We start from the raw sequence: 21,797 nt of genomic DNA on the forward strand, positions 1-21,797 counted from the left end.
CAAACTTGATGCCTGCCTCGCTAAACACCTGGTACACCGGCTTAATGGCTTTTGACGCCATCATGGTCGCGGTGCCGACTTCATACACCTGCAGGATCGCCGGGGCGTTGCCGGTACGGAAAGCGGCGATACCGGCACTCAGGCTCTGTTCATAGTTGCCTTTGTATACCGGAACGATTTTGTAATCAGGATTGGCCGCGTTAAAGCGTTGCGCCAGAGAATCCACTTCTTTACCCAGCTCGCCTTCCATTGAGTGCCAGAATGGGATGGTGGTAACCGCCAGGGCCTGACCGGCAAAAGCCAGGCTCAGCGCCAGTCCTAAAGCTGTATGTCGTAACGATATCATCGGTTATCTCTCTTGTTGTGCCGGATGCGCGATTTCACGCGTTTTATGCTCGCGGGGTAACATGACATGTTCGAATTACAGAAAAATAACTCTTTTATTACAAAAAAAAGATAGTAACGGGTCAGAGAGATGACAAGCCGATGAAAGGACGGGGGAGGTAAAGTGGGGGCTGAGACACGGATAATATTCGTGCGATTGGCTCCCGGGGTCGGCGCAAGCGCCTCGCCCGGGCTACAACGGCTTGGGTAGCCCGGCCAAGCGAAGCGCCGCCGGGTTGCGATGAACTAACCGCCGAGATAGGCGCTGCGCACCGCCTCGTTGGCCAGCAGCGCGTCGCCGGTATCCTCCAGCACCACGTGGCCGTTCTCCAGCACGTAGCCGCGGTCGGCCAGCTTCAGCGCCTGGTTGGCGTTCTGCTCAACCAGGAAGATAGTCATTCCCTGCTCGCGCAGCTGCTCGATGGTGTCGAAAATCTGCTGAATGATGATCGGCGCCAGCCCCAGCGACGGTTCATCCAGCAGCAGCAGGCGCGGCTGGCTCATCAGGGCGCGCCCGATCGCCAGCATCTGCTGCTCGCCGCCGGACATGGTCCCGGCGCGCTGGATGCGACGTTCGAGCAGACGTGGGAACAATTCATACACCCATTTGATACGGGTCTGGAACTGATCGCGGTCGGCAAAGAAACCGCCCATCGCCAGGTTCTCTTCCACCGTCATGCGTGAAAAGACGCGCCGCCCTTCCGGGACGATCGCCACCGCTTCACGCATGATTTTCGCCGTCTGCCAGTCGGTAATATCCTTACCGTCAAAGACAATGCGCCCGCTTGACGCACGCGGGTCGCCGCACAGCGTACCGAGCAACGTGGTTTTCCCCGCGCCGTTGGCGCCGATAAGCGTCACGATCTCGCCCTGCTTGATTTGCAGGCTGACGTTGTGCAGCGCCTGAATCTTGCCGTAGTGGGCGCTGACGTTGTCAAAAGTTAACATCGCGTTTTCCATCTTATGCCTCACCAAGGTATGCGCGGATCACGTCCGGGTTATTACGAATCTCTTCCGGCGTCCCGTTGGCCAGCGGTGTCCCCTGGTTCACGACGTAGATGCGATCGGAAATGCCCATCACCAGCTTCATATCATGTTCGATAAGCAGGATGGTGGTGTTGTGATGGTTACGCAGCTCGGCGATAAGCTCGTCCAGCTCTTTGGTCTCTTTCGGGTTCAACCCCGCCGCCGGTTCATCTAGCATCAGAATTTCCGGCTGGGTCACCATGCAGCGGGCAATTTCCAGCCGGCGCTGGTCGCCGTAGGCCAGGTTGCTGGCCTGACGGTTGGCGTGCTCCAGCAGGCCGATACGCTCCAGCCAGGTGGCGGCCCTGTCCAGCGCTTCGCTCTGCGCCCGACGGAAGGCCGGCGTTTTCAGCAGGCCGGAGAAGAGCCCGGTTTTCAGCTGCTGATGCTGCGCCACCAGCAGGTTTTCAATCACCGTCATTTCGCGGAACAGACGCACGTGCTGGAAGGTCCGCACCACGCCCATCCGCGCAATCTGCTGACCCGGCAGCCCTTCCAGGTGCTGGTCGCGCAGCATAATGGTGCCGCCAGTGGGCTTGTAAAAACCGGTCAGGCAGTTAAAGACGGTGGTCTTCCCGGCGCCGTTGGGGCCGATCAGCGAGACAATCTCGCGCTCTCTGAGCTCCAGCGACACATTGTTGACGGCCAGCAGACCGCCGAAACGCATCATCAGGCCGCTGACGGATAATAATGGCTGACTCATGCCTGCTCTCCTTTCGCCTGACCGTTCTTCAGCTTCAACTGCACGCGCGTCATTGGCAGCAGCCCCTGCGGGCGCCAGATCATCATCAGCACCATCAGGCCGCCGAGCATTAACATGCTGTATTCGTTGAAGTCACGCATCAGCTCGCGCGACACCACCAGCAGAATAGCCGCGAGGATCACCGCGAACTGCGAGCCCATCCCGCCCAGCACCACGATCGCCAGCACGAAGGCCGACTCGGCGAAGGTGAAGGATTCCGGGCTGACGAAGCCCTGGCGCGCAGCGAACAGCGTCCCGGCGAAGCCAGCAAACGCGGCGCTGATGGTAAAGGCGGTCAGCTTGATGCGCGTCGGGCTCAGGCCCAGCGAACGACAGGCGATCTCATCTTCACGCAGCGCTTCCCACGCCCGCCCCAGCGGCATTCGCAGCAGGCGGTTGATGACGAACAGGCTGAGCACGACCAGCAGCAGCGCCACCAGGTAGAGGAAAATCACCCGGTCGGAGGGATCGTATTTGACGCCGAAGAAATTGCTGAAGGTATCCCAGCCGCCTTCGCGGGCGGTACGGCTAAATTCAAGGCCGAAGAAAGTCGGTTTCGGGATCTGGCTGATGCCGTTCGGCCCGCCAGTGATCTCGGTATTGTTGAGCAGCAGAATACGCACAATTTCACCGAAGCCTAAGGTCACAATCGCCAGGTAGTCGCCGCGCAGACGCAGCACCGGGAAGCCCAGCAGGAAGCCGGCCGCCGCGGAGACCAGGCCAGCCAGCGGCAGACAGGTCCAGAAGCCGAGACCGTAATAGTGGTTCAGCAGCGCGAAGGTATACGCGCCGATGGCGTAGAACCCACCGTAGCCCAGCACCAGCAAGCCGGAAAGGCCGACCACCACGTTCAGCCCGAGGCCGAGGATGATATAGATCATCGTCAGCGTGGCGATATCCACCGTGCCGCGCGACACCATAAACGGCCATGCCACGGCAATCACCAGCAGGGCTATCAGGAACAGCTTCTGCTTCACCGTCGAGCCGTCAATCGCCGGCATAATAAACTTCGGCCCGGAGACGTTCTTAACCGCTTTCTGGAACAGCGGCCGCAGCAACTGGAAGAAAAAGACCACCGCGGTGCCAATAAAGATCCACTGCCAGCGAATATCGGCGGCGGTATCGACCACCAGTTTGGTGCCGTCCAGCTCCAGCTGCACGCCCATAAAGACGCCCGCCAGAATGAAGAACATCACGGCAGACAGCAGCGCCATTGCAATTTGCATCGGTTTCATACTTTTTCTACCTCCGGGCGGCCCAGAATGCCGGTCGGCATCACTAACAGCACCAGAATCAGCAGCGCGAAGGAAACGACGTCCTTATATTCGGTGCTGAGATAGGCAGAAGAGAGCGCCTCGGCAATACCCAGGATCAGGCCGCCGATCATCGCGCCAGGGATACTGCCGATACCGCCAAGCACGGCGGCGGTGAAGGCCTTCATCCCGGCCATAAAGCCGATGTAGGGGTTAATTACGCCGTAGAACTGGCCGAGCAGCACGCCCGCCACCGCCGCCATCGCTGCGCCAATGACAAAAGTCAGGGCAATGACGCGGTCGGTGTTAATGCCGAGCAGGCTCGCCATTTTCAGGTCTTCGGCGCAGGCGCGGCAGGCGCGCCCCATCCGCGAGTAGCGAATAAACAGCGTCAGGGCCAGCATGGCGATAAAGGTCACCACCCAGATCACCAGTTGCATGGTGGTGATCGTCGCGGAGAAACTGTCGCTGTGGCCGACGACCCACTGGCCGTTAAACAGGCTCGGCAGCGCCACGTCGCGCGACCCCTGAGTCAGGCTGACATAGTTCTGCAGGAAGATAGACATCCCGATAGCGGAGATCAGCGCAATCAGACGCTTAGAGTTACGCACCGGCCGATAGGCCACGCGCTCGATACTCCAGCCGTAGGCGCTGGCAATCACAATGGCGCCCACGAATCCGGCGGCGACCAGCAGCCAGCTGGTGTCGATGCCCATCATCATCAGCGCGGCGATGATCATGAAAGAGACATAGCTGCCAATCATGTAGACCTCGCCGTGGGCGAAGTTGATCATGCCGATAATGCCGTACACCATCGTATAGCCGATGGCGATCAGCGCGTAGGTACTGCCCAGCGTGACGCCGTTAAACATCTGCTGCAGAAAATAGAGAAACTGCTCGGACATAAGGTAACCTTTTTCAAACCGCCCGCGGCTCGCGGGCGGAGGGATAACTCGTCTTTAGCGCTTATTTCGCCGCGCTCGAAGAGCCGTCGGCGTGCCACTGGAAGACACCAAACTCAAATCCCTTCAGATCGCCTTTTTCATCCCAGGTCAGCGGCCCAATCACGGTTTTCGCCCCGTGCGCTTTCAAATCTTTGATTAAATCCAGCGGCTGCTGGCTGCCAGTTCTGTCCATCGCCTGCGCCAGCGACTGAACGGCGGCATAGGTGATCCAGACGTACGGCCCGCTCGGATCTTTCTTCTCCGCTTTCAGCGCGTTGACGATGGCGCTGTTGGCAGGATCCTGATCGTAGCGTTTTGGCATCGTCACCAGCATCCCTTCCGCCGCGGCGCCCGCGATATTGGACAGCGAGGCGTTGCCGACCCCTTCCGGCCCCATAAACACGGTTTTCAGCCCAACGGAGCGCGCCTGGCGCAGCATCTGGCCCATTTCCGGGTAGTAGCCGCCGTAGTAGACGAAGTCGATGTTCTCTTTCTTCAGGCGCGCCAGCAGGGCGGAGAAATCTTTTTCCCCCGCGGTGATGCCGTCGAAGAAGACGATGTTGGCCCCGGCTTTTTTCAGGTTGTCCTGCACCGAACGCGCCAGCCCTTCGCCGTACTGCTGCTTGTCATGAATGATGGCGATACGCTGCGGTTTCACTTTCTCGACGATATATTTCGCCGCGGTCGGCCCTTGCGAGGAGTCGAGGCCGGCGGTACGCATGATGTACTGATAGCCGCGCTGGGTCAGCTCCGGGTTGGTCGCTCCCGGGGAGATCATCAGGATGCCTTCATCCTCATAGATGTCGGAAGCCGGCTGAGTGGAAGAGGAGCACAGGTGGCCGATAACGTACTGAATGCCGTCGTTGACGATTTTGTTGGCCACCGCGACCGCTTGCTTCGGATCGCAGGCGTCGTCATATTCGACGGCCACCAGCTTGTCACCCTTAATGCCGCCGCTGGCGTTGATGTCTTTAATCGCCTGACGCGCGCCATTGAACTCCATGTCGCCCCACTGGGCCACCGGACCCGACATCGCGCCGACGACGGCGACCTTAATATCCTTGGCCATCGCCGCGTGCGACATCGCTAATGCGACAATGCCCGCGACGATGGTTTTCGCGTTCCTTTTCATGCTGCAGAACCCCGTTCGTGATGTGGTGTAAATGTTTTGTATTTTTATGGTTAAAAAGCATTCTGTGCTTTTATTAAACAACGCCATTTTTACCATTGAGTTTAATGGTTTAGCGCAGCTTTTCACTAAAAAACAGATTAAAATCTCTATTTTTCAGTCGATTAAGCAAAGATAATATTCTGTATTTTGGTGAAGATAAACAAAAAAAAGTCCATCCTGCAGCATAAAATAACGATACATAAGGCGGAATAAAACGCTGCACATTAGGTTAAAATTCTGCTTATTTTTCGATCCATGACGGATTGCGCTACCCTGACTACATCCGGAAAACGAATCCCCTGATGTACGCGCAAAAAACAGCGCTCCGCCAGACAGCAATTTTGGGTACACTGGCGCCTCTGTTTTGCACTGGATTTGCCGCCCATGAAACTGACCATTATCCGTTTACAGCACTTCACCGATCAGGATCGCATCGACCTGGGGAAAATCTGGCCGTCGCAGGATCTGTCGACGTTAACCCTGGACGAGAATCATCGTCTCTACGCCGCCCGCTTTAACGAGCGCCTGCTGGGCGCTGTGCGCGTCACCCTGCGCGGCGTCGAAGCCGAGCTCAGCGATCTGTGCGTGCGTGAAGTGACCCGCCGCCGCGGCGTCGGGCAATACTTAGTGGAAGAGACGTTGCGAGATAACCCGGCCATCAATAGCTGGCGCGTCGCCGACCACGGGGTGGAAGACCGCGGTGTGATGGCCGCATTTATGCAGGCACTCGGCTTTAGCGCCCAGCAGACCGGTTGGGAAAAGCATTAAGAAAAGCGTTCGTCGGGTAACACAGCGCTTGTTTGTTGCCTCCCGGCAACGGAATAAAGCCCAGCCGCGGGTAAACGGCTGGGCTTGTTTATTTCATACTGCGACGATAATGCCATGGTGCCCCGAACGCGAAGCTGCGGATTGGCCTGTCAGATATTCACCAGGGCAAAGGCCCGCATGATATTTCAGAATTTAACGCGCGAGTGCACGTTTCCCCTGCGCTTCACGTGAGGTAAGATTCGCTGACGCGTAAAATTGCGCAGAAAGTATTCAGCGCAACGCGATCATCAGCAGTCAACATGGAACAAACATATGGAAATGTCTATCGGGCTGGCTATTGTCGCCGTGATCCTTATCTGGGCGATCTTCACTTATAACCGTTTTATCTCTTTACGCCGTTTCAAAGATGAAGCCTGGAGCGGTATTGCCGTCCAGCTCAAGCGCCGTCACGATCTGGCGCCCAACCTGTTCAGTCTGGTCAAACGCTATGCGCAGCACGAAAAAGAGCTGCTGGAAGAGATCGGCCGCCAGCGCAGCGTCCTGATCGGCAATCCCCGACAGGTGGCCGACAGCGAGCAGCAATATGCCGGAACGTTGAGCCGTATATTCGCCCTGGCGGAAGCCTATCCGGAACTCAAAGCCAGCGAAAACTTCCTCTCGCTGCAGCAATCCCTTAGCGAAATAGAAGAACAGCTGCAGATGGCCCGCCGTTACTTCAACGCCACGGTCCGCGAGTTTAATATTCTGGTGGAGTCTTTTCCCAGCCTGCTGCTGGCCCGCCTGTTTAGCTTCAGGGCGGAACTTTTCTTTGAACTGGAGTCCCCTGAAGAAGCCAAATTGCCACGGATGGAGTGACCCATGTCCACCTGGTCCATGCGGATACTGCGCAGTATTGGCCTGTTGCTGCTGTTGAGCATCTCTGGCTTAGCCGTCAGCGACGATAAAGCTATCACCGAGGCGTCGCCACCCCCGGCTAATGCCCGCCGGGTCCCCGCGTATGAACATATTCTCTTTTTCGATTCCCTGGCGCGTTTTCAGCCAAATGGCAGCATGGAGATGCGGGAAAATATCACCGTGCTGGCCCTGGGAAAGGAGATCCGTCGGGGGATTTTCCGCACGTTGCCTCTCAACTGGCACCGTCAGGACGGCAAAATTTTTAGCGTTAATTACGCCATCAAATCGGTCTCGCGCAATGGACTCCCGGAACCCTACAGCCTCGATCGCACGACAAAAACGCTGACCGTGCGCATTGGCAGCGCCGATCGCACCCTGAAGCCAGGTATTTATAACTATGAAATTCGCTATCAGGTTAGCCACCATTTCAGCCGCTTCACCGACTGGGATGAGCTTTACTGGAACGTGACAGGCAACGACTGGAGCTGGCCAATCGGGAAAGCCCGTTTCCAGCTTGCACTGCCTGACGCCGCCGGGCAGTTGAATGCGGATGGCAGAGATGCAAGGTTGCGCACCATTGATGTTTACACCGGTCGTCAGGGGGCGAAAGATCACCATGCGACCATCCTGCCTGATGGCAGCATACAAACGTCGCGCCCCCTTGCCGCCGGCGAAGGGCTGACCGTGGTCTATACCTGGCCCCGCGCCATTCTGGCAAATGCCGCCGCCCCCGAAGCGGTTTGGCCGTTGGTTCATTTACTGGTGCCGACGCTGGCCACCAGCGTTATCTGGCTTCCCCTGCTACTGCTTGTTGGCTACTACTGGCTGTGGTGGCGCAAAAACGTCACGGCGACGGGTTTAAAAATGCCGCCGGTGACGCCGCAATTTTCGCTGCCCGCCGCGATGTCGCCAGGCTATCTGCGCTTTATTACGCAACGTAAGTATGACGATGTGGCATTCAGTAGCGATTTGCTGGGGCTGGTAGCCAAACGAGCCATCACATTGACGAGGAAAAAAAGCCAAACCAAAGGCGCATGGTCCTCATCCCCTGTTGATGAGCAGTGGCTTTCCCGCCAGCCAGACGAAAAGCATAATCCGCTGAATCCCATAGAGAAGCAGCTGATGAGCCTGCTTTTCAGCGCTAAACGTAAGAACATCAATCTCAGTACGCCCCATCAAACGTTGATGCAAAACGCGCGCCGGTGGCTGGAAAAATGTTGTGAAGAGCAGAAACCGCAGCTGTGCCGGACATGGGGTAAACCGCTGCGTCATTGTATTTATATTGCTCTGCTGGTTCCGATCGTTTGCGGCATCGGATTTAGCCCGGCGGCAGCGGCGCTCACCGTTCCCAGTCTGCTGTTTGTATCGGTCGGCGGTGTGATGACGTACTTGTGCCTGAAGTTTTTACGCAACCCGATGAAAACATTGCGTAGTTTGGGACCAGTTATGATCCTGATGGCGCTGGTATTTAGCCCTTTCGCCACCGTGGCGGGAGGCGTTTTCCTGCTCGGCATGTTACCCATCACCCAACTTCCTGCCGGGTACCTGGGCGCCTTGTTAACCGCCATCGCGCTGTGTGCGCTCGTCGCCTGGAAAACGCCACGCTATACGCAGAAGGGGTTAAACGATCTGGCCGTCGCCAAAGGGTTGAAACGGTATATTAAAACGGCCGAAGAGAAGCGTTATCAGACACTTTATCCACCTGACCAGATGGTCGCGCACTTTGAAAGCCTGCTGCCGGTCGCTCTGGCGCTCGGCGTAGGAAAGACCCTGGCGAACACTTTTGCCCGATACTTAAGCAGCACCGGCGCGATGTCGGAAGTGTTACAGCAGACGGACTGGCAGGACATGCATCATTTCTACCAGAGCTGTCATTCCGCTGCCAGCGAGAAGCCGGTGCAGCGTTCAGAAGGTGGCTCTTCAGGGTCGGGCTATAGCGGTTCCGGCTCTTCCGGCGGCGGATCGTCAGGCGGCGGTTCCGGTGGTGGTGGTGGCGGTGGCTGGTAAGAGAAGGCCGGATAGCATTTATCCGACCAATAAAGCTGCGGCGTGAAAGGCCCCCACTCATTTAACCCAGCATTTCGCGTTGCAAAAAGGCGTCAAGACCCGACATCCCCGAGAGCTTACATCAGTCAGTGACCGGGGTTGAGGGCCGCAGACAACGCATTTGCAGCGTGAAAGGCGCCCCACCCATTTAACCCAGCATTTCGCGTTGCAAAAAGGCGTCAAGACCCGAAATCCCCGGGAGCTTACATCAGTAAGTGACCGGGGTTGAGGGCCGCAGACAACGTATTTGCAGCGTGAAAGGCGCCGGTTAAATTATTTGGCGTCGGTCGCCGTACCATTCGCATGCCAGGTAAAGATACCGAATTCAAACCCTTTCAGGTCGCCTTTCTGATCCCACGACAGCGGGCCCATCACGGTGTCCACGGTCGCGCCTTTCAGGTATTTAGCGATTTCCGCCGGATCGTCAGACTGGTTCAGGCCCGCCTGCAGCGACTGCAGCGCCGCGTAGGTGGTCCAGACGAAAGCGCCGCTCGGATCCTGTTTCTTCGCCTTGATCGCATCCACGATCGGTTTGTTCGCCGGCACCTGGTCGTAGTTCTTCGGCTTGGTCACCAGCAGACCTTCCGCCGACTCGCCGGCGATGTTAGACAGGGAGACGTTCGCTACGCCTTCCGGGCCCATAAACTGGGTTTTCAGACCGGCGGCACGGGCCTGACGCAGGATCTGGCCCATTTCCGGGTGGTAGCCGCCGTAGTAAACGAAATCGATATTCTCTTTCTTCAGGCGCGCCACCAGGGTGGAGAAATCTTTCTCACCGGCGGTGATGCCGTCGAAGAAGACCACGTTCGCCCCGCCTTTTTTCAGGCCATCCTGCACCGCACGGGCCAAACCTTCACCGTACTGCTGTTTGTCATGTACCACAGCGATACGCTGCGGCTTCACTTTGTCGAGAATGTATTTCGCTGCGGTGGGTCCCTGGTCGGAGTCCAGACCGGTGGTGCGCAGGATCAGCTTATAGCCGCGCGCGGTCAGCTCCGGGGCGGTCGCTGCCGGCGTGATCATCAGAATGCCTTCGTCTTCATAGATGTCAGACGCCGGCTGAGTGGAAGAGGAGCACAGGTGGCCGATGACGTATTTGATGCCGTCGTTGACCACTTTGTTGGCGACCGCTACCGCCTGTTTCGGGTCGCAAGCGTCATCATATTTGACGATCTGCAGCTTATTGCCCTTGATGCCGCCCTTGGCGTTGATATCTGCTACCGCCTGCTCGGCGCCGGTAAACTCCTGGTCGCCGTACTGGGCCACCGGGCCGGACATCGCCCCGACGACCGCGATTTTGATATCTTCGGCCAGCGCCGCGCTGCTCATAACTAAGGCAATACATCCTGCCAGTAACGCTTTACCCTTCATATTCATCCTGAGGCTCCCCATTATTATGGTTTTTGCATTTGTTGTGATGTTGTTTGTTAGCGCATTATTTTGTTTATATCGATAGGAAAAGCATATGATAGCTAATCCACCGGGGGCTGCTCGCGCTTTTGCAGCACACTATGCTAAACATACCGTCATTCTGAGGAATTTGAAACGACTAAATTGCGGGCTATGTAACAGATAAGTGACAAATAAAAAAACCGCGCCAGCATGAACCGGACGCGGTGCAAAACAGGGCCTGATTACCAGCCAGCGGGCAGGTAGCCTACCGCGGACGCTATCGCATAGACGGCGCTGCAAAGATACAACAACACAATGAAGCATTGGATAAGCGGATGGGTCATCCAGGCCGGACAGGTCCAGCCAGGGGTCAGGTCGCCACGCTGGCGGGCGCCCTTCAGCATCAGGATCGGCATAATCGATAAAATGACGCCGCTGAACACCCCGGCAAAATAGAGCGCGTTGACGAAAGAAACCATGCCGCTATAGGCCAGCACGAACGGCGGGATCGCCACCACCAGCAGCACCATCAAGCGCCGGACGGGTTGCTCATCATTCCCCAGGCGGAACTGATCGAAAATGTTGGTCAGGAAGCTACCGCCCAGCCCCCAGTAAGAGGTCAGCATGGCGCACAGCGCAAACAGGTTGGCTGAGAAGAACGCCCATTCGCCAAGCGCGCGGCCCCAGGAGATGGTGGCCACATCCGAGATATTGTCCAGGCCATTAAGCGAGATCACCGACAGCGGCACCAGCGCCAGCAGGGCAAAGGTCAAAGCCATACCGACCATAATGGCCCTGGGCAATTTTTCCGGTTTGTCGGCGAAGCCCCGCGCCATCTCCGGCACGATATACTGTGCCGAGAAGCAGAATGCCACAACGTTGAAGACCGGAACCATATACAGCCAGTTGCCATCGAGCAGATAGCCGACGCGGGTGGTCTCTTTCAACAGCGTGGCAATCACCAGCACCGAGATCATCACCACCATGCCGATGCTGATAAATTTCTCGCCGCGGCCGATCGCCTTCAGGCCCAGGTAGAGCACCCCTGCAGCCGGGACGAAAAACAACACGCTGCCCAGCGCCGGCGAGATGCCAAACAACGAGTGCAGCAGCTTGCCGCTGCCGGTCATATAAGCCGTCAATGCGCCGACGCTGTTGACGCAAACGGAGAGGAACATCATCAACGCGCCAAAGCCGCCGACGTAGCGCTTCGATAAACCGCTGAGCTGCAGATGTTTCCGGGTGCGGAGCGTGGATTCCGCGACATAGAGCATAGTCACCGTCGTCAGGCTGCCCACCAGCACCAGCCAGAACAGCAGCGGTAAGAAGCCCGCTTTGCTCGACGCATAGGCGATAGAGAGGACACCCGCACCGATATTGGTACCGACAATCATCGATACGCCTTCGACGAAGCTCAGAGATTTTGTAGGGACAGCCGTACGTTCCCGGCCGGTGAGGACGGGAGAAAAGGTGGAGTTTTCAGACATAATACTTTCCGTTTTACTCCGACGGTTTTTACCGCCGGAAAAAAGGTGATATCAGGGTGATAAACCACTCACGCTGAGCATGAACAGCCGGCTGCGGCGTCCTGTTTCTGTTCGGCTTCCGTGCCGCCGCAGCCCGCCGGGGAGACGTTAGCTCTTCAGGATGCGCGCCAGAATATCCAGCGCTTTCGAGAACTGGGCGTCGGGGATAGTCAACGGATACAGGAAGCGGATCACGTTGCCGTAGACGCCACAGCTCAACAGCAGCAGGCCGTTTTCCTGCGCTTTCTGTTGCACCTGGCGGGTGAACTCCGGCGACGGCTCGCCAGTTTGCGGATCGTTAAATTCCACCGCCACCATCGACCCCCGGCCACGGACATCAACGATCGCCGGGCAGGTGGCGCGCGCCTGGTTGAGCACTTCCTGCAGATGGCTACCCAACTGATCAGCGCGCTGACACAGCTGCTCTTCGGCAATGACATCCAGCACCGCGTGTGCCGCGGCCACCGCCAGCGGGTTACCGGCATAGGTTCCGCCCAGCCCGCCAGGCGCTGGCGCATCCATCACCTCAGCGCGACCGACAACGCCCGACAGCGGGAAGCCGCCGGCGAGGCTTTTCGCCATCGTCATCAGATCCGGTTTCACCTCATAGTGCTGCATAGCGAACAGCTTGCCGGTGCGGGCGAAACCGGTCTGCACTTCATCAGCGATCAGCAGAATGCCGTGGGTATCGCACAGGTCGCGCAGCGCCTGCATAAAATCGGCCGGCGCGACGTTAAAGCCGCCTTCCCCCTGGATCGGCTCGAGGATGATGGCCGCTACCTGGTCCGGCGCAATATCCGCTTTGAAAATGCGCTCCAGGCTTTTCAGCGCATCCGCGGTGGTCACGCCGTGCGCCTCATTGGGATAAACGCCGTGATAGACCGATCCCGGGAACGGCCCGAAGCCGATTTTGTAAGGAGCAACCTTACCGGTGAGGGCCATGGTCATAAAAGTACGGCCGTGGAAGCCGCCGCCGAAAGTAATCAGCCCCGGGCGGCCGGTATAAGCGCGGGCAATTTTCACCGCGTTCTCGACCGCTTCCGCGCCGGTAGTGAAGAAGGCCGTTTTTGCTGGCCCGTCAATTGGCGCCAGATCGTTGATACGCTCCGCCAGCGAAACATAGCTTTCGTACGGCACAATCTGATAGGCGGTGTGGGTGAACGCCTGCAGCTGATCGGCGACTGCGGCGACCACTTTCGGATGGCGGTGACCGGTATTTAACACGGCGATCCCGGCGGCGAAATCGATCACCTCATTGCCTTCGATATCCCACAGCGTGGCGTTTTCCGCCTTCTCGACAAAGTAGTTACACATTACGCCTACGCCGCGCGGCGTCGCCTGCTGGCGACGTTGATTCAGTTCTGAGCTTTTCACCTGCGAATCTCCTGTCGTGTATGTCACGTTATCGCAACAAATTAGAAACGATGTCGTTTATTTACACAGGAGTTGGCCCTATAATCGAGTACCAATTTAGAATATCTGAGGGATCCAATTGCGTTCGCTGGTGGGTGACCTGGTGCTGGTCCGTCTGCAGGAAGAGCGGGATCCTCTTCTGCACAAACGCTTATATAACGCGCTGCGCCGCGCGATCCTCGACGGTTCGCTGGCGCCGCAAAGCCGCCTGCCGCCGTCGCGCGATCTGGCGGGTGAACTCGGCGTATCTAGAAACACCATATTAACAACTTATGAACAATTGCTGGCGGAAGGATATGTGGTTTCCCGTCGGGGAAGTGGAACATTCGTTGCCCAAACCGCACCTGAGAGCTCATTGACGGCTAAAGATCAGCAAGAAAACAGCAGTATCGCGTCACCGACGGCACATCTTTCACGCCGTGGCCAGCACCTGCTCGGCCAGGTCAGCGCCAGCCCGCGCCAGTGGGGGGCGTTTATACCCGGCGTGCCGGACGTTAACGCCTTTCCCCACCCGCTGTTCAGTAAGATCCAGGCCCGTATCAGCCGTCGGCCCAAACCGGAGCGGCTCAGCTATAGCTGCAACGGTGGCACCCCGGAACTGCAGCAGGCGCTGGTGGATTATCTGCGCGTGTCGCGCGGCGTCCACTGTCAGGCAGATCAAATTCTTATTACCGAGGGGATCCACCAGGCGATCGATCTGGTCACCCGCATGCTGTGTGACAACGGCGATCTGGCGTGGGTGGAGGAGCCTTCCTATTGGGGGATCCGCCACGTGCTGGCAATGAACGACGTTCGGGTGGAACCCCTGACCGTCGATGCCAACGGCCTGTGCCCACCGGAAACGGTTGACGACGCGCCGAGACTCATCTTCGTCACGCCTTCCCACCAGTATCCGCTGGGCGCGGTGATGAGCCTTGAGCGCCGCCAGCGGCTGCTGGCGCTCGCTCGCCAGCAGGGCAGCTGGATCGTCGAAGATGATTATGACAGCGAATTTCGCTTTTCCGGTCAGCCGATCCCCGCCCTGCAGGGGCTGGTCCCCGATGCCCCGGTGGTCTATATCGGCACCTTCAGCAAGACGCTCTATCCCGGCCTGCGCCTGGGCTACGTGGTGATCCCGCGTCCGCTGGTCAGCGACCTGAAGCACGCCCATGCCGAGCTTTACCGCGGCGGCCATTCGCTGATCCAGATGGCGCTGGCGGAGTTTATTACCGCCGGCCACTATTCGGCCCATATCCGCCGTATGCGGTTGCTCTACAGCCGTCGCCGCGCCTTTTTAACTGAGCTTATCCAGCGGCACTGTATGCCGTACGCCCTGTCTGACTTCAGCGATAATGCCGGGCTGCATTTGATCCTCAATTTGCCCGCAGAGGCTGACGATGTGGCGATCGCCAGAGAGGCCAATGCGCGCCATATTCTGGTGCGGCCGCTGTCGCGTTACTACCTGACGACGGCGCGGAAGAAAGGATTACTGATGGGATTCGCCAGCCAGCCCGAAGAGCAGATGGCGCCGGCGTTCAGCGTCTTACTCGGCTGCCTGCAGACGCACTGCCCGCAGATGCTCCTGCCCCGGGAGGACGCCGAAAAACAAAACGCCCCGACCTGAGGCGGGGCGTTACCGGGGAGCCTGATATCAGGTATCAGGCAGGCGTGGCGTATCAGGCTTCGATAGCGGCACGCAGTTTTTTCATGGCGTTCTTTTCCAGCTGACGCACGCGCTCTGCGGAGACGCCGTAGCGGTCGGCCAGTTCCTGCAGCGTGGACTTGTTGTCTTCGTCCAGCCAGCGGGCGCGGATGATGTCCTGGCTACGCTCGTCCAGGCCCTGCATCGCGTCAGTCAGCTTATTCGCCGCCTGCTCTTCCCAGTTGTCGTCTTCGATGCCGTCGGCAAAGTTAGACGTTTTGTCCTGCAGATACAGGACCGGCGCCATCGGCTGGCTGTCGGACTCATCGTCGGAAGACATGTCGAAGGTCATGTCCTGGGCCGCCATACGGGATTCCATCTCGCGGACGTCTTTGCTCGACACGCCCAGCTCACGGGCTACCATTTCCACTTCATCCTGGTTGAACCAACCCAGACGCTGTTTGGTTTTACGCAGGTTAAAGAACAGTTTACGCTGTGCTTTGGTGGTAGCGACCTTCACAATACGCCAGTTACGCAGCACGTATTCGTGAATTTCGGCTTTAATCCAGTGCACGGCGAAGGAGACCAGGCGCACACCCACTTCCGGGTTGAAGCGACGCACGGCTTTCATCAGGCCGATATTGCCTTCCTGGATCAGATCCGCCTGCGGCAGGCCATAGCCCGAGTAGTTACGAGCAATGTGAACAACAAAGCGCAGGTGAGACAGAATCAGCTTTTTCGCTGCTTCCAGATCGCCCTGGTAATGCAGCTTTTCAGCAAGCTCCCGCTCTTCATCAGCCGACAGCATCGGCCAAGTGTTAGCGGCCCGGATGTACGATTCCAGGTTACCAACGGGGGCTAAAGCTAAAGTTTGCATTTCTTTGGTCATTCAAATCCTCTCAATTGATATCTTCTGACGCGTTCTTGTCCCCATCAAGCAACAAGCATGCCAGCATTCATGAGCAACGAGAATATCACTCACATTAGTATCAGACAGTGATTTTATCCACAAGTTCCATGCAACGGTGTGAATAAATTACGCACAAAATGTGACACCACGATGAACAAGTGAGGGCAGGAAAAGGAGAACAAGCTTGCGGTATCTTTCCCTGCGAACAGGAACTCATTGCAGCAGGGAAAGATTATATCACGCTTTTTTTAATCGGGAGTAAAGTGACGTAAATGTTGCACTGTCGCCAGCCAGGCGGCGACCCAACCGATCATCGAGCAGACAATCAGCATCAACAGGCACTCGTCGAAGCCCAGGCCGCTCAGCTCAAACTGGGTGCCGAACACTTTCGCCACTTCGGTCACCGCCGACGAGAGGCGCATCACCAGAATCTCCGACAGGATCAGCGATAAAAACGCGCCGGAGAAGCCCAGCATCGCCCCACCATAGAGGAACGGACGCAGGATAAAGCCGTCGGTGGCGCCGATCAGCTTCTGCACGTTAATGGTATCGCGGCGGGCGAAGATGCTCAGACGCACGCTGTTGCCGATCACCAGGAACACCGCCGCCACCATCAGCACGCCGATCATCGCCGACACGCGGCCTACCAGCCCGGTAAGCGAGGAGAGACGGGCAAACCAGCTGTCGTCCATCCGCACCTCATCCACCCCCTGGATCCGCGATACCCGTTCGCGCAAGGTATTCAGCGCTTCCGTGCTCTGGAAATCCAGCTTCGGTACCACGATGGCGACCGCCGGCAGCGGGTTCTCTTCCAGCATATCCAGTGCGCCGCCAAAGCCTGACCAGTTACGGAATTCACCCAGCGCCTCGTCACGGGACAAATAGTTTACCTTGTCGACGCCCTGCTCCGCCTGCAGTTGGCCCACCACCCGCGCCGCGGCGTCGTCATCCAGCGTTTTTTCCAGATAAACGGTGATCTGCGGCGATGGATAGTACTGTGACGCCGCGCTGCTAACGTTTTTGTAGACCATGTAGCAGACGCTTGGCAGGGTCAACGAAATGGCGATGACCATCACCGTCAGGAAGGTCGCCAGCGGCGTGCTTTTTAGATCCTGCAACGCGCCGTGCCAGGCATAGCGCACCTGTTCGTTGAACACGTTACTCTTACGCGAGGCCGGGTTAGGCGCCGCTTTCGGCCGTTTTGGCGCATTGCGCCCGCCGCCGCTGCCGCCCGCCGCGTTGCGCAGGCGATCGAACTTACTGCCGAACTGGCGAATCTGGTTCATTGCGTCGCGCTTATTCACCCCGAATGCCTCCATGCAGATGGCCGTCGCTGAGCGACAGCACGCGGTACGGACGACTGGAGATAAGCCCCAGATCGTGCGTCGCCATCAGTACCGTCACCCCAACGCGGTTAAACTCTTCAAACAGACGTAAAATCCCCTCCGAGAGCGCCTCGTCGAGGTTACCGGTCGGTTCATCCGCCAGCAGCACCGCCGGCTTGTTGACCACCGCGCGGGCAATACCCACGCGCTGCTGCTCACCGCCGGAGAGCTGAATCGGAAAGTTCTTCGCTTTGTCCAGCAGGCCGACCTTGTCCAGCGCCGCCGAGACGCGGCGACGAATGTCATCGCCGCTGGCACCGGCGATAATCAGCGGGATCGCCACGTTGTCATACACGGTACGATCCATCAGCAAATGGTGGTCCTGGAAAATCATGCCGATCTGGCGGCGCAGGAACGGCACCTCACGGCTCTTCAGACGGCTGATTTCATGACCGCTGAAGAAGATTTTCCCGGCGCTGGGCCGTTCGATACCACAGATAAGCTTCAGCAGAGTACTCTTCCCTGCGCCGGAATGGCCGGTCAGAAACGCCATCTCGCCCGGCTGCAGGTGGAAGGTCACCCCCTGCAGCGCTTGTCTCCCACCGAGATAGGCTTTGCTGACTTGTTCAAAGCGAATCATTCTTAATCCTCTCGGGCAAAAAGTGCCTCAATAAAGTCGCCCGCATTAAACGGACGCAGATCCTCAATACGCTCGCCGACGCCAATATAGCGAATCGGAATACCGAACTGATCGGCCACCGAGAAGATCACGCCGCCTTTGGCGGTGCCGTCCAGCTTGGTCAGGGTGATCCCGGTCAATCCTACCGCTTCATGGAACAGTTTGGCCTGGCTAATGGCATTCTGCCCGGTGCTGGCGTCAATAGTTAACATCACCTCATGCGGCGCGTCGACGTCCAGTTTTTTCATCACCCGGACAATCTTCTTCAGCTCTTCCATCAGGTGCGATTTATTCTGCAGACGCCCGGCGGTGTCGGCAATCAGTACGTCAACATGGCGCGCCTTCGCCGCCTGAATGGCGTCGAAAATCACCGAGGCGGAGTCCGCGCCGGTATGCTGGGCGATCACCGGGATATTGTTACGCTGACCCCAGACCTGCAACTGTTCCACCGCCGCCGCGCGGAAGGTATCCCCCGCCGCCAGCATCACCGATTTACCCTGCTGCTCAAACTGACGCGCCAGCTTGCCGATGGTGGTGGTTTTCCCCACCCCGTTTACGCCGACCATCAGAATAACAAACGGCGTTTTGCCTTCAACGTTCAGCGGCTCATCCACTTTGGCGAGAATCTCGCCCATCTCTTCTTTCAGCAGGCCGTACAGCGCTTCCGCATCGCGCAGTTGCTTACGGCTGGCGCCTTCCGTCAGGTTGGTAATGATCTTGCGGGTGGTTTCCACCCCGACGTCGGCGATCAGCAGTTGCTCTTCCAGCTCTTCAAACAGATCATCGTCGATCTTCTTGCCGCGGAACAGACTGATAAATCCGGAACCGAGGTTCTCTTTGGTTTTCAGCAGGCTACGCTTGAGGCGGGCGAAAAAGCCTTCTTTCGTCGGCTTTTCCTGCTCCTGAGCCAGCGCTTCCACCGGCGCCTCGTCCTCGGGCTCCGGCACCACGACCGCCGCCTCTTCTGCCGCCTCGGCCGCCAGCGCCAGTGCTTCCAGCTCTTCATCGCTTAACGGGGCGTCCTCTTCAGGGACATCCGTCTCCTGCGGCTCGGCGATAACGTCTGCCACAGGCTGCTCTGCTACGGCTTCCGCCACCACCGGTTCGGCGATAACCTCTTCCGCCAGCGGCTCAACCACCGCAGGCTGTTCAAGCGGTTCGCTGACCGCGGGCTCCGGTTCAACAACAGGCGCGTCTTCGGCCAGAGCAGGCGTTTCCAGCCCCTCTTCTTCCTGCACGCTGGCAGGCTCCGCGAGGTGCGCTTTTTCGCTTTCGACTACCGTCTCGGTCACTTCAACGACGTCTTCGGCAAACGCTTCCGGGTCTGCTTTCGGCGCGCTCGGCTCAGCAGGGGTTTCCGCTACCGGCGTCTCATCGGCAACCGCTTGTTGTTCTTCTACTTTTTGTTCAGTCTCGGTTTCCTGTGCCTGTTCTTTCTGTCCAAAGCCCAGCCAGGAAAAGAAGCCACGTTTTTTCTCTTTTGCCATTTGCGACCACACTCCTCGCTGTTTTATTCATGGCGCAGCTTCATCAGAAGCTGAAAAAATGATGAAATTAGTCGGATAGTCTATCACTTAACTTAACTCGCAGCACCGCCCCCGGATTAAGGTTTCGTCAACCGCCGTCGATCGCTAGAATAGCAGGCCGGAAGTTGAGACTTGAGCAGAGAGATGAAAAAACCAAACCACGCGGGCAGCGGCCAGATCCGCATTATCGGTGGGCAATGGCGCGGCCGTAAATTACCGGTGCCGGAGAGCCCGGGCCTGCGGCCGACCACCGACCGGGTTCGCGAAACCCTTTTTAACTGGCTGGCGCCGTCCATCGTTGACGCGCACTGCCTCGACTGCTTTGCCGGCAGCGGCGCGCTGGGGCTGGAGGCGCTGTCCCGCTATGCGGCCAGCACCACGCTACTGGAGATGGAGCGCGGCGTAGCCCAGCAGTTGCAAAAAAATCTCGCCACCCTGAAAGCGGATCGCGGCAAGGTGATCACCACCAACACCCTCAGCTTCCTGAGCCAGCCGGGGACACCGCACCAGATCGTGTTCGTCGACCCGCCGTTCCGTCAGGGGCTGCTGGAGGAGACGCTACGTCTGCTGGAGACACAAGGCTGGCTGGCCGATGAGGCCCTGGTGTATGTCGAAAGCGAAGTCGAAAATGGCTTACCGCCGGTGCCAGCTAACTGGCAGCTGTATCGTGAAAAAGTGGCCGGACAGGTCGCCTACCGTCTTTACCAACGTGAGGCCCAAGGAGAGCACCATGCTGATTAATTTAGGCCGCCTGCTGATGCTGTGCGTCTGGGCCTTTCTGTTATTGAATCTGTTTCAGCCCTTCCCGAAGCCGCTGAATATCTTCGTCAACGTCGCGCTGATTTTCATGATCCTGATGCACGGGCTGCAGTTGACGCTGCTGAAGGCGACGCAGCCGAAAGAGGCGCCGCCGCTGAGCCGCTTTGAGCAAATCCGCATTTTTATCTTCGGCGTGTTTGAGCTCGTCGCCTGGCAGAAAAAACTGAAGGCGACGCTGAAAAAGTAGTCCTGAAAAGGGCTCAGTGATCGGGCGTAAACGCCACGAACGCTGTGCCCTTATAACTCAACATCCCGCGATCGCCCACGCTCAGCGCATGATATTGCGGCGCTTCAAGGCGAAACACCACCTCCAGCCCACCGTTTTCGGGGCGAAAGCTCGCTTCATAGCGCATTTCACTGCCTGCAGGCGTCACCGTCTGCTGCCGCGAGCGCCGATCGTTAATCACTTTTTCCCGTTTATTGCTGACGATAACCCGCTTTTGCAGCAACGGCGCGGCGTCATTCGCCTGTTTCTCACGGCGCTGCTGTACATAGCGAAACGAAGCCGCCACCACAATCACCGCGACAACCAAAACAAAAAAGAGGGGCATTTTACTCATTAAGGTTACCCATAAAAAATATCAGGAATCAGCATACTGCGTCGGGAATAACATTGTCATCTGCTACGCCAAACCACTACACTGAGTTGTAGCATCACGCATCCGTAACTTTCTTTATGATAACAGATACAGGGACTTACTATGCTTTGGTCATTTATTGCTGTCTGTTTCTCCGCATGGCTTTATGTCGATGCATCCTATCGTGGGCCGGCCTGGCGACGCTGGGTATTTAAACCAGTCACCCTGATTCTGTTGCTGTTACTGGCCTGGCAGGCGCCGATGTTCAATGCCATCAGCTATCTGGTGCTGGCTGGCCTGTGCGCCTCGCTGCTCGGCGACGCCCTGACCCTGCTGCCGCGCCAGCGGGTGATGTACGCGGTGGGCGCTTTCTTCCTGTCACATCTGCTGTATACCATCTGGTTCGCCAGCCAGCTGACGCTGTCGTTCTTCTGGCCGCTGCCGCTGGTGCTGCTGGTATTCGGCGCCCTGCTAATGGCGGTGATCTGGAGTCGGCTGGAAGAGATGAAAATGCCGGTGCTGACCTTTATCGGAATGACGCTGGTGATGGTCTGGCTGGCCGGTGAGCTGTGGTTTGCCCGCCCCACCAACACCGCGCTGTCTGGTTTCGCCGGCGCGGCCCTGCTGCTGCTGAGCAATGCCGTGTGGCTGGTGAGCCACTACCGTCGCCGCTTCCGCGCCGATAACGCCATTGCCGCCGCGTTCTACTTTGCCGGCCACTTCCTGATCGTGCGCGCATTGTACCTGTAATTTAGTCCTTGACTCTGGAGTCGACTCCAG

General features: G+C 57.9%; 20 protein-coding genes and 1 pseudogene. 7 read left to right on the forward strand and 14 right to left on the reverse strand.

Features of this window, described 5'->3' with window-relative positions:
• The 6 genes and pseudogenes from CWM53_RS23400 to livK form a co-directional block, all read right to left on the reverse strand.
• Nucleotides 1-346: pseudogene (locus CWM53_RS23400) on the reverse strand (sn-glycerol-3-phosphate ABC transporter substrate-binding protein); the annotation flags it as partial.
• A 284-nt stretch (nt 347-630) separates the two neighbouring features.
• Complete coding sequence (gene livF / locus CWM53_RS23405) at nt 631-1,344, reverse strand: high-affinity branched-chain amino acid ABC transporter ATP-binding protein LivF (RefSeq protein ID WP_100631027.1); 714 nt, start codon at nt 1,342-1,344, stop codon at nt 631-633.
• A 1-nt stretch (nt 1,345) separates the two neighbouring features.
• Nucleotides 1,346-2,113, reverse strand: coding sequence for a high-affinity branched-chain amino acid ABC transporter ATP-binding protein LivG (gene livG, locus CWM53_RS23410; protein ID WP_008806972.1), 768 nt, complete (start codon nt 2,111-2,113; stop codon nt 1,346-1,348).
• Nucleotides 2,110-3,387: a branched chain amino acid ABC transporter permease LivM gene (gene livM, locus CWM53_RS23415; protein ID WP_008806971.1), complete on the reverse strand. Its 1,278-nt coding sequence runs from the start codon at nt 3,385-3,387 to the stop codon at nt 2,110-2,112. Before livM ends, livG begins: the two co-directional genes overlap by 4 nt.
• The gene (gene livH / locus CWM53_RS23420) at nt 3,384-4,310 is read right to left on the reverse strand and encodes a high-affinity branched-chain amino acid ABC transporter permease LivH (protein ID WP_002920807.1); all 927 of its coding nucleotides are present in this window, start codon (nt 4,308-4,310) and stop codon (nt 3,384-3,386) included. The genes livM and livH overlap by 4 nt, the downstream gene beginning before the upstream one ends.
• A 61-nt stretch (nt 4,311-4,371) precedes the next feature.
• Nucleotides 4,372-5,481, reverse strand: a complete 1,110-nt coding sequence (gene livK / locus CWM53_RS23425; RefSeq protein WP_002920808.1) for a high-affinity branched-chain amino acid ABC transporter substrate-binding protein LivK — start codon at nt 5,479-5,481, stop codon at nt 4,372-4,374.
• 423 nt (nt 5,482-5,904) lie between these two features.
• Here livK and panM point away from each other — a divergent pair, with 423 nt between their 5' ends.
• From panM to CWM53_RS23450, 3 genes are all read left to right on the forward strand, one after another.
• On the forward strand, nt 5,905-6,288 hold the full coding sequence (panM, locus tag CWM53_RS23440; protein WP_064180469.1) for an aspartate 1-decarboxylase autocleavage activator PanM: 384 nt from the start codon (nt 5,905-5,907) through the stop codon (nt 6,286-6,288).
• A gap of 312 nt (nt 6,289-6,600) precedes the next feature.
• A complete protein-coding gene (locus tag CWM53_RS23445) occupies nt 6,601-7,143 on the forward strand; it encodes a LemA family protein (RefSeq protein ID WP_074387036.1) in 543 nt (180 codons plus the stop codon).
• A 3-nt stretch (nt 7,144-7,146) separates the two neighbouring features.
• Nucleotides 7,147-9,189 carry a DUF2207 domain-containing protein gene (locus CWM53_RS23450; protein WP_100729730.1) on the forward strand — a complete coding sequence of 681 codons (2,043 nt, stop codon included), beginning with the start codon at nt 7,147-7,149 and terminating at the stop codon, nt 9,187-9,189.
• A 312-nt stretch (nt 9,190-9,501) separates the two neighbouring features.
• On the opposite strand, the gene livJ is transcribed toward CWM53_RS23450, so the two are convergent.
• The 3 genes from livJ to CWM53_RS23465 form a co-directional block, all read right to left on the reverse strand.
• A complete protein-coding gene (livJ, locus tag CWM53_RS23455) occupies nt 9,502-10,605 on the reverse strand; it encodes a branched chain amino acid ABC transporter substrate-binding protein LivJ (protein ID WP_074387034.1) in 1,104 nt (367 codons plus the stop codon).
• A 257-nt stretch (nt 10,606-10,862) separates the two neighbouring features.
• Nucleotides 10,863-12,107 carry an aromatic amino acid transport family protein gene (locus tag CWM53_RS23460; protein WP_074387033.1) on the reverse strand — a complete coding sequence of 415 codons (1,245 nt, stop codon included), beginning with the start codon at nt 12,105-12,107 and terminating at the stop codon, nt 10,863-10,865.
• A 147-nt stretch (nt 12,108-12,254) separates the two neighbouring features.
• Nucleotides 12,255-13,520 (reverse strand): 4-aminobutyrate--2-oxoglutarate transaminase, encoded by a 1,266-nt coding sequence (locus CWM53_RS23465; protein ID WP_074387032.1) that lies wholly within the window; start codon nt 13,518-13,520, stop codon nt 12,255-12,257.
• Nucleotides 13,521-13,638: 118 nt separating this feature from the next.
• Between CWM53_RS23465 and CWM53_RS23470 the strand changes: the two genes are divergently transcribed.
• Entirely contained in the window at nt 13,639-15,162 is a 1,524-nt protein-coding gene (locus CWM53_RS23470) for a PLP-dependent aminotransferase family protein (protein WP_074387031.1), read from the forward strand.
• 52 nt (nt 15,163-15,214) lie between these two features.
• Here CWM53_RS23470 and rpoH read toward each other — a convergent pair whose 3' ends face one another.
• From rpoH to ftsY, 4 genes are all read right to left on the reverse strand, one after another.
• Nucleotides 15,215-16,069, reverse strand: coding sequence for an RNA polymerase sigma factor RpoH (gene rpoH, locus CWM53_RS23475; RefSeq protein WP_002920815.1), 855 nt, complete (start codon nt 16,067-16,069; stop codon nt 15,215-15,217).
• 269 nt (nt 16,070-16,338) lie between these two features.
• Complete coding sequence (gene ftsX, locus CWM53_RS23480; RefSeq protein WP_008806965.1) at nt 16,339-17,394, reverse strand: permease-like cell division protein FtsX; 1,056 nt, start codon at nt 17,392-17,394, stop codon at nt 16,339-16,341.
• A complete protein-coding gene (ftsE, locus tag CWM53_RS23485) occupies nt 17,387-18,055 on the reverse strand; it encodes a cell division ATP-binding protein FtsE (protein WP_008806964.1) in 669 nt (222 codons plus the stop codon). The genes ftsX and ftsE overlap by 8 nt, the downstream gene beginning before the upstream one ends.
• 2 nt (nt 18,056-18,057) lie before the next feature.
• Nucleotides 18,058-19,581, reverse strand: a complete 1,524-nt coding sequence (gene ftsY, locus CWM53_RS23490) for a signal recognition particle-docking protein FtsY (protein WP_074387030.1) — start codon at nt 19,579-19,581, stop codon at nt 18,058-18,060.
• Between the two features lie 183 nt (nt 19,582-19,764).
• Here ftsY and rsmD point away from each other — a divergent pair, with 183 nt between their 5' ends.
• Complete coding sequence (gene rsmD / locus CWM53_RS23495) at nt 19,765-20,361, forward strand: 16S rRNA (guanine(966)-N(2))-methyltransferase (RefSeq protein ID WP_002920820.1); 597 nt, start codon at nt 19,765-19,767, stop codon at nt 20,359-20,361.
• Entirely contained in the window at nt 20,351-20,626 is a 276-nt protein-coding gene (locus tag CWM53_RS23500; RefSeq protein WP_002920822.1) for a DUF1145 family protein, read from the forward strand. Before rsmD ends, CWM53_RS23500 begins: the two co-directional genes overlap by 11 nt.
• 13 nt (nt 20,627-20,639) lie before the next feature.
• On the opposite strand, the gene CWM53_RS23505 is transcribed toward CWM53_RS23500, so the two are convergent.
• A complete protein-coding gene (locus CWM53_RS23505; RefSeq protein WP_165784227.1) occupies nt 20,640-20,990 on the reverse strand; it encodes a DUF2500 domain-containing protein in 351 nt (116 codons plus the stop codon).
• A 150-nt stretch (nt 20,991-21,140) separates the two neighbouring features.
• Here CWM53_RS23505 and CWM53_RS23510 point away from each other — a divergent pair, with 150 nt between their 5' ends.
• A complete protein-coding gene (locus tag CWM53_RS23510; protein ID WP_004173987.1) occupies nt 21,141-21,767 on the forward strand; it encodes a lysoplasmalogenase in 627 nt (208 codons plus the stop codon).
• Nucleotides 21,768-21,797: the final 30 nt, after the last annotated feature.

Origin of the sequence: Klebsiella sp. A-Nf5 (genome assembly GCF_002810545.1) — a bacterium.
Taxonomy (GTDB): domain Bacteria; phylum Pseudomonadota; class Gammaproteobacteria; order Enterobacterales; family Enterobacteriaceae; genus Klebsiella; species Klebsiella variicola.